The sequence below is a fragment of the Candidatus Agathobaculum pullicola genome, assembly GCF_052117205.1.
Taxonomy (GTDB): domain Bacteria; phylum Bacillota; class Clostridia; order Oscillospirales; family Butyricicoccaceae; genus Agathobaculum; species Agathobaculum pullicola.
On the sequence record NZ_JBQKJP010000036.1, the window covers coordinates 20,792 to 30,422 of the forward strand.

At 53.5% G+C, this 9,631-nt stretch carries 13 protein-coding genes; 6 read left to right on the forward strand and 7 right to left on the reverse strand.

Features of this window, described 5'->3' with window-relative positions:
• Window positions 1-3 precede the first annotated feature (3 nt).
• Entirely contained in the window at window positions 4-897 is an 894-nt protein-coding gene (locus ACTQ3V_RS11675) for an FUSC family protein (RefSeq protein WP_441467655.1), read from the reverse strand.
• Between the two features lie 136 nt (window positions 898-1,033).
• Between ACTQ3V_RS11675 and proC the strand changes: the two genes are divergently transcribed.
• The 6 genes from proC to ACTQ3V_RS11705 all read left to right on the forward strand — a co-directional run bounded on the left by proC (window position 1,034) and on the right by ACTQ3V_RS11705 (window position 5,150).
• On the forward strand, window positions 1,034-1,843 hold the full coding sequence (gene proC, locus ACTQ3V_RS11680; protein ID WP_441467656.1) for a pyrroline-5-carboxylate reductase: 810 nt from the start codon (window positions 1,034-1,036) through the stop codon (window positions 1,841-1,843).
• 83 nt (window positions 1,844-1,926) lie between these two features.
• Window positions 1,927-2,250 carry a hypothetical protein gene (locus ACTQ3V_RS11685; RefSeq protein WP_441467657.1) on the forward strand — a complete coding sequence of 108 codons (324 nt, stop codon included), beginning with the start codon at window positions 1,927-1,929 and terminating at the stop codon, window positions 2,248-2,250.
• Between the two features lie 63 nt (window positions 2,251-2,313).
• The gene (locus tag ACTQ3V_RS11690; protein WP_441467658.1) at window positions 2,314-3,186 is read left to right on the forward strand and encodes a radical SAM protein; all 873 of its coding nucleotides are present in this window, start codon (window positions 2,314-2,316) and stop codon (window positions 3,184-3,186) included.
• 193 nt (window positions 3,187-3,379) lie between these two features.
• Window positions 3,380-3,979 (forward strand): zinc dependent phospholipase C family protein, encoded by a 600-nt coding sequence (locus ACTQ3V_RS11695; RefSeq protein ID WP_441467659.1) that lies wholly within the window; start codon window positions 3,380-3,382, stop codon window positions 3,977-3,979.
• A 66-nt stretch (window positions 3,980-4,045) separates the two neighbouring features.
• Window positions 4,046-4,483, forward strand: a complete 438-nt coding sequence (rnhA, locus tag ACTQ3V_RS11700) for a ribonuclease HI (protein WP_441467660.1) — start codon at window positions 4,046-4,048, stop codon at window positions 4,481-4,483.
• A 10-nt stretch (window positions 4,484-4,493) separates the two neighbouring features.
• Window positions 4,494-5,150 carry a DUF2238 domain-containing protein gene (locus ACTQ3V_RS11705; protein ID WP_441467661.1) on the forward strand — a complete coding sequence of 219 codons (657 nt, stop codon included), beginning with the start codon at window positions 4,494-4,496 and terminating at the stop codon, window positions 5,148-5,150.
• Between the two features lie 220 nt (window positions 5,151-5,370).
• Here the strand turns inward: ACTQ3V_RS11705 and ACTQ3V_RS11710 are convergent, their stop codons facing one another.
• The 6 genes from ACTQ3V_RS11710 to ACTQ3V_RS11735 all read right to left on the reverse strand — a co-directional run bounded on the left by ACTQ3V_RS11710 (window position 5,371) and on the right by ACTQ3V_RS11735 (window position 9,252).
• The gene (locus ACTQ3V_RS11710) at window positions 5,371-5,499 is read right to left on the reverse strand and encodes a hypothetical protein (RefSeq protein ID WP_441467662.1); all 129 of its coding nucleotides are present in this window, start codon (window positions 5,497-5,499) and stop codon (window positions 5,371-5,373) included.
• Window positions 5,500-5,647: 148 nt separating this feature from the next.
• Window positions 5,648-6,553: an asparaginase gene (locus tag ACTQ3V_RS11715; RefSeq protein ID WP_441467663.1), complete on the reverse strand. Its 906-nt coding sequence runs from the start codon at window positions 6,551-6,553 to the stop codon at window positions 5,648-5,650.
• A 130-nt stretch (window positions 6,554-6,683) separates the two neighbouring features.
• Window positions 6,684-6,968: a hypothetical protein gene (locus ACTQ3V_RS11720; RefSeq protein ID WP_441467664.1), complete on the reverse strand. Its 285-nt coding sequence runs from the start codon at window positions 6,966-6,968 to the stop codon at window positions 6,684-6,686.
• A 19-nt stretch (window positions 6,969-6,987) separates the two neighbouring features.
• The gene (locus ACTQ3V_RS11725) at window positions 6,988-7,116 is read right to left on the reverse strand and encodes a hypothetical protein (protein WP_441467665.1); all 129 of its coding nucleotides are present in this window, start codon (window positions 7,114-7,116) and stop codon (window positions 6,988-6,990) included.
• Complete coding sequence (locus tag ACTQ3V_RS11730) at window positions 7,113-7,301, reverse strand: hypothetical protein (protein WP_441467666.1); 189 nt, start codon at window positions 7,299-7,301, stop codon at window positions 7,113-7,115. Before ACTQ3V_RS11730 ends, ACTQ3V_RS11725 begins: the two co-directional genes overlap by 4 nt.
• Window positions 7,302-8,568: 1,267 nt before the next feature.
• Window positions 8,569-9,252, reverse strand: a complete 684-nt coding sequence (locus ACTQ3V_RS11735; RefSeq protein WP_441467667.1) for a ClpP family protease — start codon at window positions 9,250-9,252, stop codon at window positions 8,569-8,571.
• Window positions 9,253-9,631 lie beyond the last annotated feature (379 nt).

The window sequence follows — 9,631 nt, forward strand, 5'->3', positions numbered from 1 at the left end:
ACGCTATTCCGTGAGGTTGAACTCGCCGAGGAACTGCCATGCGCGCAGGAGATTATCCAGATGGTAGTTGCCGACGATATCCGCTGTGGTCTGCGGCGCGGTGCAGATATCGTCCGGAGCGGTCAGGCCCAATATGGTCAGCCGCTTCGCGGTTTCCGGCGACAGACGCCCCCTTTCGTCCATCGCGCACAGGGCGTTCAGCTCCTGCCAGATACTTTGCGCAAGTTTTTCGCAGCCGCGGAGAAAGACCGTTTGTTCGACATGGCTTTGCGAGTGGAACGCACGCTGCTTTTCAAAAATTGTCAGTTCCTCTGCAATACGCTCGAGCTGTTTTGCCAGCGGAGACAGGTCAGGATATCGTCCGTACAGCACACGTTCGCTGACATAGGCGGGTACCGACTGCTGAAAATGCCACAGTAAATCGGAAATACGACGGCTGTTATTGTAGGGCTTAATGGTAATGTTGATGACCAGTGCCGTGGCAAGACCGATGGTCGTGTCAAGCAGGCGGTTAAAGCCGTACTGAAAGGCGTCGCCAGCCGGTGACACACAGATGGAAACGAACACAATGCAGGACAGCGGCACAGCGAATTGCAGCCGCAGCCGGACACATAACAGAATCAGCACGATGAGCCCCAGTCCGATTCCCATATAACGAAAATTTGCAAGCAGACTGACGAACAGCGCGCCGAATCCTGCGCCAAGCAGAATACCGGTCAGCTGGGTGCGGCAGGTTTCAAAGGCGTCGCCCACCGTGCGGCTCATCGCGCTGATAGCGCCGATGGCGGCGAAAATCAAAGATGTCGAGCCGCGCAGGTCGGCGAAAAACAGCGCCAACGCCACCGCAAGACCGGTCTTGACGGTCCGCAGTCCGATGTGCGGGACAAACCGTGCCAACGTTTCTTTCTCCTCCGGAATAAAATAATGAAGCTATTGTATCACAAAAGTGGGCTTTTCACAAGGTATTTGCAGGGAAAAGCCGGGTATGCTATAATCAATTTAACAGCCTATCAGAATGGAGAGAGGGGTTTTCATGAAGACATACCGTTTTGGCGTGCTGGGCGCGGGGAATATGGGCATGGCGATAGCGGAAGGCGCGGTGCGGGCCGGACTGCTGGCGCGGGATCAGGTGCTGCTGTTCAACCGCGGGGAGGACAAGCGCGCAGCGCACCACGCCCGCGGCTATGCCGTCACGGGGAATTATACCGAGGTCTATACCGCGTGCGAAACTGTCCTGCTTGCCGTTAAACCGCAGAATTTTGATGAAATTTTGCCGGTATTGGGCAAATACAGCGGAGAAAAGCCGCTGGTCGTGTCGATTGCGGCGGGGGTTACGTTTGCTAAGATGGAGCGGGCGCTCGGCGCGGACACACCGATTATCCGTGTAATGCCCAATACGCCGCTCATGCTCGGCGAAGGCGCAACCGAACTGGTCAAAAACGAGGCGGCGACCGATGCGCAGCTGGCACGGATTCGCGCGCTGTTCGACACCATGGGCGTGACGGTGGTATTTGACCGTGAGGATATGCTCAATGAGGTCATTCCGTATGCGGGGTCCGCTCCGGCCTACATCTATGCCTTTGCTGATGCGATGGTCAAAAGCGCGCAGGAACACGGCATCGATCCGGCGGATGCGCTGAAATTGTTCTGCCAGACCATGATCGGCTCGGCGAAAATGCTGCTGGAGGGCGGCAAAACGCCCGGGGAGCTGATACGCGCGGTCTGTTCGCCGGGCGGCACAACGATTGAGGCGATGCGGGTGCTCGAGGCGTGTGGCCTTGCCGATATGCTGGCGCAGGCAAACGATAAATGTATTGCGCGCGCCTATGAACTGGGTAAATAACCGGATGCCGCCATTGACTTTGCCGCAAGTGTATGATAAAGTTAAATAAATATTCCGCATCACTTTGAGAGGAAGTGGATTCTTTGAAAAATTCGACGAAAATCAAAGCGACTCTGCTGTTGACCAGCCTTGCGTGTGCGGCCGGAGCGACGGCGGCGCTTGTGCTGCTTCAGAAAAAGCGCGAAGAGGAAGTTTACCATGAGGCCGAGCTGAAGGCGATGGATGAGCTGGAGCAAATGATGCGCGAGGAATCTGACTGCGCTTCCTGCGCCTGTGCAGAGGAGTGCGCGGCAGTAGATGACGCTTATCAGGATTCGTTCGACGAGCGGGCATCGGAAGCGGACGAGGAGACCGCGGAGGAAAAACCCGAGGAAAAGGCTTCTGAGGAAGAAGCAACCGAAGAATAAGCGGCAGCGGACGGAGGGTTTCCCCTTCGCCCGCTGTTTTTATCAGGACATAAGGAGGCTCCCATGATGGAATACGAAGGCCGCGTATTTCGGCCGCCCTCTGAGGCGCGCAGCCTGATCGTGCAGGTCACGATTGGATGCAGCCACAATAAATGCACGTTTTGCGATATGTATAAGGAAAAGCGTTTCCGTGTGCGCAAAATCGAGGATGTCAAGCGTGACTTTGATGAGGCGCGCCGCATGTATCCGCATGTTCGGCGCATTTTTCTGGCCGACGGCGACGCGCTTATGTGGCGCGCCGAGCACATGGCAGAAATTCTGCGCTATATCCGGCAGATATTTCCCGAGTGTGAGCGCGTCACCAGCTACGGATCGCCCGCGTCCATTCTGGTGAAAACGCAGGAAGAACTGAACCTGCTGCATGAACTGGGACTGGAAATGATCTATCTCGGTCTGGAATCCGGCTCGGACGAGGTGCTGCGCCGCGTCAACAAGGGCGAAACGGCGGATGAAATCGTGCGCGCGGGCCTGATGGTCAAGCAAGCGGGTATGAAGCTGTCGGTCACCTGCATTGCGGGCCTTGGCTCGACCGAGCTTTCGCAAGAGCATGCCGTCAAGACCGCCGAGGCGCTCTCACGCATGAAGCCGGAGTATATCGGCCTGCTGACGCTGCTTTTTGAGCTGGAAACACCTCTAATGCGTGACTGGCAGGAGGGGCGATTTTATCTGATGAACCCGATTGAGATTGCGCATGAGACTCTCATTTTGCTCGAGCATATCGATGCGGAGGGCAGCGTGTTCCGCGCAAACCATGCCTCGAATTATGTCAATCTTGCCGGCACGCTCAACCAAGACCGCGAGGCGATGTGCCAGCGGCTGCGGCAGGCACTTGAGGGGAAAATTCAGTTCCGCAGCGAGGCGTTTCGGGCAAGATAACCAAAAATATGGTTATTTTGTTTAAAAATCCGGCAAAGAAGAAAGCGATTGTGTTGTTTTCGTTACAATTTCGAAAAAAACAAGACAAGGCGGAAAAGTTGTGGTATAATAAATCTGTTTTCGGGGTTTTGTCAAATCGCCCCGTATACTAAAATGATGTTAAGAAGCGTGCGTTCCGTCTGGAGGATTGCTGATGGATTCCGTATCTCATATTCGCGTTGCACATCTGTTGATGGATTACGTTGAGCAGATTTGCGGCGTTACATTTGATTCGAGTGGTTTTGTATATGGCAACTTGAAGCCGGACTTGACCGGCACTTATCTGACCAAGCGTCACAACCCGTCTATTATGATGGATGAGGTGATGGACAAGATTCGCGCGTTCACGGAAAAATATACCATTGGTCCGGTCAACGGGCGGGAGCTTTCGGTGGATTTGGGCGAGATTTGCCACTATATAACCGATTTCTTTACCTATCCGCACAACGATGATATCTATGAGCGCAATCTGTTGGCACATTACCTGTACGAAAAGCGCGTAGCACTGGTCATTCGCCGCCGCATGACGGAGGATAAGTTTGAGCAGTGGGCCAGCCCGATCATTCCGCCGGTAACGGTGGACGCACTGATCGCACGCATCGGCTCGATGCACGATGCGTACCGCGCTGCGGACCGTCATCACGGCATCAACGACGATCTGGTACATATCTGCCGCGCAACCGCGATGGTAGTTCTTTCCATCATTAGCATCGTCTATGAGCAGGTGGAAGTGCCGGCTGGCGTGATTGCATAAGAGAACCCAAAAGCCACGGTATATCGTGGCTTTTGTCATTTTCCGACCGGAATAATAGGAGGAAGCATGAAAAATGTAACGATCTATACCGACGGCGCATGCTCGGGCAATCCGGGGCCGGGCGGCTGGGGCGCGATTTTGAAATACGGGGAGAAGGAGAAAGAACTTTCCGGCTCCGAGCCTTCTACGACCAACAACCGTATGGAGCTGCTCGGGGTGATTACCGCGCTCGAAGCGCTCAAAGAGCCGTGCGCGGTTGACCTGTATTCGGACAGCAAGTATGTGGTCGACGGCATCACCAAAGGCTGGGCGAAAAGCTGGCGCGCCAAGGGGTGGGTCAAGAGTGACAAAAAACCGGCTAAAAACCCGGAGCTGTGGGGGAGATTGCTCGATTTATTGGATAAACACACGGTTCAGTTCCATTGGGTGAAGGGTCACGCGGATAATCCGTACAATAACCGCTGCGATGAATTGGCGGTTGCCGCGTATCAGCAATATAAATAAGGAGCAACTTATGCAACGGATGCGCCGCGTGCGGAACGGCACGCTGATCTTCTATTATATGTTCACGGCCTGCGCGGCGGTGCTGTGCATGGTGCGGGAGGCGACCGTGTACAACGGCCTGCTGGTGCTGGCTGCGCTTTTGCTGCCCGCCGTACCGCATGTGCTGTATCGCCTGTGCCATCTGCGGCCGGTTTACCTGCTCGAGGTTGTGTTCGACGGGTTTGTGTTGGCGGCGGTATCGTTTGCAAGCCTGTTCGGCGGGTACGAACTGATTCCGTACTGGGACAAGATTCTGCATTTCCTGTCCGGTTTTCTGTTTGCGGTGCTGGGGACAGCGGTGTATTTTGCCAATAAGCCGGGCCATGCACTCGATGCAAAGGACGCCTTCAATGCCGCGCTGTATACATGGATGTTTGCCATGATGAGCGCGGTGCTGTGGGAGATTTGGGAATACCTGGTGTCGTTTTCGGGCGCTGACCCGCAGCAGGTGGCCTTAACCGGTGTGAGCGATACGATGGGAGACATCATTGTTTGCACGATTGGTGGCCTGATTACGGCGGTCTCTTGTTGGAAATATTTGCGCCACATAGGAGAAAACCGTCGAAAGGGTCTGATGATGCGTTTATTTGAAGCGTATTACCGGGAAAATATTCAAAATCGGCCTTGAGATGCAAAAAACCCGACAGAAAGCATGGGCTTTCTGTCGGGTTTCATGTTTGCAGTATATTTAGTCCTTGCTGCTATGGCGGGCAGATTTGCCGCTCATGTGTGCGCAACCGTTTTGCCGGACTGCGTCTGCGCTCATCCTGACGAGTGATGCAATATATGAATTCATGGAAAAAACCTTCTTTACAGCGATAAAATGCAATCGGAAAACCCGGGAGGAATCAATCCTTCGACGAATTGTCGCTGCGGGAAACCGGAATACCGTATGTGCGGAACAGACCGCGGACGTAGCTGCTGTTCTGCATAGTGGACTCGCTCATACGGATGATCGCCTTTGCAAACGGATTCATATTGCGGCCTTCTTTCTTCTATGATTTGTCTATATCATACCATTATTATTTGTGGAAAACAATGGAGTGAACATACAAATAGCACAAAAGAAATATATTATATTTATGCAATATTAATATATTTGAATGGTCTATGGAATGGAGTGAATCAGATTTCACCGCACATGACCGCGGCGAGTGCGTCCTCGGTAGTGCGGTCCCCAAGGGAGATGGCTCCCATGGCTTCCGCGCGGCGGCCGACCGCATAGTGATGCAGATGCACACCGCCTGCGATGCATTGGCTTGTGATATAAACGCGGGTGCCGCTTGCAATGAGCGCGCGCACCTCGCTTTCCAGCCGCACGGGAATGCCGCCTGCACCAAAGGTCTCGAGCATCACTTTGGGATAGCCGTGCAGCGCGGCGAAAAAGGTTGGGTCAAGGTCGGGGGTGAGCTTGACGAGCAGAATATGCGGGTCAAGCGCGGCGGGAGCGGTCTGCGCGGGCGGCGCAGCAGGAACATCCCAGCGTACTTTGCCGTCTGAACCGACCGTGCCGAGCGGTGGCATGCCCGCCGAAAGAAAGGCGTCGATCTGCGTCGAGTGGAATTTGACCACGCGGTTGCCCGCGAGGATTTTACCGCTCAGCACCGCAACCACACCGGCGTGTCCGTCGGCTGCGACCCGACAGGCATCCAGCAGATTGCACGGAGCATCCGAATCCGGCGCTCCCATAGGCAGCATCGAGCCGGTTAGCACGACTGGTTTGGCAAGGTCGGCCAGTAGGTGGTAGAGCAAAGCGGCAGTATACGCTAACGTATCTGTGCCGTGGGCGATGACAAAGCCGTCGTACCGTTCGGCGTCACGCCGCACCGCTTGCGCGATATTCAGCCGATCTCCCGCGGTCATGTCGGTGGAGTCCAACTGCATCAGGTCGCGCACGTCCACTGTACAAAAGTCGTGCAGCTTCGGCACAAAGTCCACAAGCTCCGCGCCGCTCAGCGCGGGTGACAGACCATTTTCGGTTTCGCGGCAGGCGATGGTCCCGCCAGTGGCAAGCAGAAGCAATTTTTTCATCGGATGATCTCCTTTCACGCCGTCAGGCGCACATGGAATAGAAAAAACCTGCAATCGCAGGCTTCTTTGTCGGGTGTTCAGCTTTGCGCGGCCGGCCTGCTCGATGGAAGCGGTATTCCTTTATCGGCGGCTATTGATCGCTTTCCGCAATAATCGCAATAATATCCTCGCGTAAGAGCGGGCGTGGGTCGACGCGGAACAGGCCGCCCATTGTGTCAATGGCGTTATCCGCAATTTTGCCGAAATCCTCCGGCCGCACGCCGTAGCCTGACAGGCGAAGTGTGCTGACGTTGCAGCGCTTTTGCAGGTCGGCAAGCGCCGCGATAAAGTCCTGCGGTTTTTGCGCGTCCGCATGACCAAGCGACGGGCGATGGCAACCGGTTTGTCGCCAGAGGACTTGAAAAAGCGGCTCCAATATGCTTTGGAAATCATAATCAGGCCGATGCCGTGCAGCTGGACAGCATTTCAGCAAAGCTTGTCAAAGTGTTTGCCAGCACGACATCGGCACGCGCGTCGTCGTTGCCGCCTTCGTGCACGGCAGTCGCAAGAGAACGCCCAATCAATTCAATTGCCTTGAGCGAAAACATTTCGCCAGTGCGTCGGCTACCTTGGCGGCATAGCCCAGACGAGTGGTGGAAGTACCGCCGGTGATAATCAGACCGCGGCCCTCCGGCAGACGGGCGCGCGCCAGTTTTTGAACCGAGCGGGGACCGAAAAACAGGCGGGTCGGCATATAAAGGCTGAACATGCCCATTCTGCTTGTACCGCTTTTGAAAAAAGGGGGTCGAAATGACCCCCCGAACAGCGTTCTCGATACGATATCTGCGTTGGATACAAAATGCACCCAACAATACCATTATAGCAAATTCATCTATTCTTGAAAAGAGGGAAAACGCTGAAAGAGAAGCATATCTTTTGTGCAATATGAATATGAAAAAACGAAAAACAACGCTTGACGTTATGCAAGATTGATGATATTATAATGTCACAGAAAAGATAAGGGCAAACACCAAAGGGAAAGTAAAGCAGGGGCTTTACAAAAAGGCGAAACCCATTCTTATTCTGAGGGGATTGGCGTATAGCCAAATAGAACCGGAGAAAGAGGTGAGTCCAATGGTAACAGAAGAGACATCCTATTCGTTCGCGGGACTCGCCGCGACGCTGTAACCGAAACGATCAAGGTGATAGCTATAGAAATGAGCGAGTTCCAGATAATTCAAACGAACCGCCTGAAAAGCGCGATCGACTTCTCAATGAAGTAAGGAACGGCACCTGTGAGGAAGCTATCCTCGTACTATCCACCCGTGCAACATACTGACGATGCAAGTGGATCGAGGCAGCAGGAAAGTAAGGTTCGCGCAGGAAAGAACCCTGAATTTGATGCGTTGGCGAATGAAAAAGAATCCGTAGCGATGCCTGCCAAACCAAAAATAGTGCGCATCCAATGGCCGATGGGCATACTGATGAGTATGATGCCGCAAAAGCGAGCCAGAGCACAAGATTGAGATGATATCAAAACTTGCTGAAAGTGGTTCGGGTAAGCAGGAATAGAATCGAACGATCACCCGCCGAGTAAGAGACGCATCGACAAATTGAGATAGAGTTCCCGAATGTAGGAATGGTAAACGACCCAAAATATTCATTACCAAACGAACCGCAGTCGGGTGACTCCCGTGAACGATAGGATAGAAGTTCCTGTAAAAGGCGGGAAAGAGAAGCAGTCGGTCGAAGATATCAGTTTGTATCGTAACAAGCCGGGCTTTTGACTTTCAGAATAGGGGAAAAGCATCGCCGGTCAAAATGGATAGCTTCATAAAACTGCGAAAACGGGCTGGAGCATGGTTTCATTCCGGTGCGGATGGCAAACGCCGTGGCAGGATAACGGAAGGGGAATCAATAGAATCCGTCCGTGCAGAAAAAATAAATACAGCGGGAAACATCCTGCTGGGAAAAGAGAATCTATGGAAATTTGGAAGTAAAAGGCCTCGTCTGGTGACGGGGCCTTTGTTATTGCGTCAGGATTCGGGCGTTTTTCCTATCATGTCATACAGCGCATCGAGCGCGTCGGAAAGCGTTCCGACGGCATCGATCAGACCGATATCAACTGCTTGCTTGCCCGAAATGACTGTGCCGACATCCGCGGTCAGCTGACCGGTTTCGCGCATCAGCTTCTGAAGCTGCGCGGCGGTGATGTGCGAATGTCCGGTGATGAAATCCACAATCCGCTCCTGAATTTTAGAAAGATATTCAAACGCCTGCGGCACAGCGATAATCGTACCATTCATGCGCACAGGATGGATGGTCATTGCGGCTGAAGCGGCAATAAAACTCTTTTTTGCCGCGACTGCTAACGGAACACCGATGGAGTGACCGCCGCCCAGCACAAGAGAGACGGTCGGCTTGGTCATGCCTGCAATCAGCTCGGCAATGGCAAGACCCGCTTCCACATCACCGCCCACCGTGTTGAGAAGGATCAGCATGCCGTCGATTTCCTCGGCCTGCTCGACCGCGGTGATTTGCGGAATCAGGTGCTCGTATTTGGTTGTCTTGTTTTGCGCGGGAAGTTCCATGTGCCCTTCAATTTGGCCGACGATGGTAATGCAGTGCACCGTGCCGCGTGAAGTCTTAGCCGTGATAGAGCCGGTTTCGGCAATGTTGTTTTCCTCCGGCGCCTGAATGGTTGGATTTTCCTCTGCCATATTGCTCCTCCTTTTATGCACAAGTATCCTCGGATTCAGTTTGCCGCGCTGTGTGCCGAATTATCCCCTGATGGATCTTTCCACAGGCAATATTACAATCCGTAAACAGCTTCCCCACGGAATTAGGGTGCTTGTGGGGTCAATTACTGAAAGTTATCCACTTTGTACACAGGGTTATCCCCAGAGGGGCTGTGGAAAGTTCTGTGTATAAAGTGGATTTCTTGACGGATGCACGGGAAATACAAGCATAGAGTTTCATTATGGAAACATGTAGGTTTGTCAAACATATTGGACAGAGAACTCTAAGGGAGAAAACCAACCTAGAGGCCTCATGGGAAAGTTGTTGGAGTGGCGATTATGGATAGCGAGCTGCTTGGCG

Bases quoted from the DNA above. Each gene is read 5' to 3' on its own strand.
- proC (WP_441467656.1), top strand. From the start codon at position 1,034: ATGAAGACATACCGTTTTGGCGTGCTGGGCGCGGGGAATATGGGCATG.
- ACTQ3V_RS11730 (WP_441467666.1), bottom strand. From the start codon at position 7,301: ATGTTCAGCCTTTATATGCCGACCCGCCTGTTTTTCGGTCCCCGCTCG.
- ACTQ3V_RS11705 (WP_441467661.1), top strand. From the start codon at position 4,494: ATGCAACGGATGCGCCGCGTGCGGAACGGCACGCTGATCTTCTATTAT.
- ACTQ3V_RS11710 (WP_441467662.1), bottom strand. From the start codon at position 5,499: ATGAATCCGTTTGCAAAGGCGATCATCCGTATGAGCGAGTCCACTATG.
- rnhA (WP_441467660.1), top strand. From the start codon at position 4,046: ATGAAAAATGTAACGATCTATACCGACGGCGCATGCTCGGGCAATCCG.
- ACTQ3V_RS11690 (WP_441467658.1), top strand. From the start codon at position 2,314: ATGATGGAATACGAAGGCCGCGTATTTCGGCCGCCCTCTGAGGCGCGC.
- ACTQ3V_RS11735 (WP_441467667.1), bottom strand. From the start codon at position 9,252: ATGGCAGAGGAAAATCCAACCATTCAGGCGCCGGAGGAAAACAACATT.
- ACTQ3V_RS11715 (WP_441467663.1), bottom strand. From the start codon at position 6,553: ATGAAAAAATTGCTTCTGCTTGCCACTGGCGGGACCATCGCCTGCCGC.
- ACTQ3V_RS11695 (WP_441467659.1), top strand. From the start codon at position 3,380: ATGGATTCCGTATCTCATATTCGCGTTGCACATCTGTTGATGGATTAC.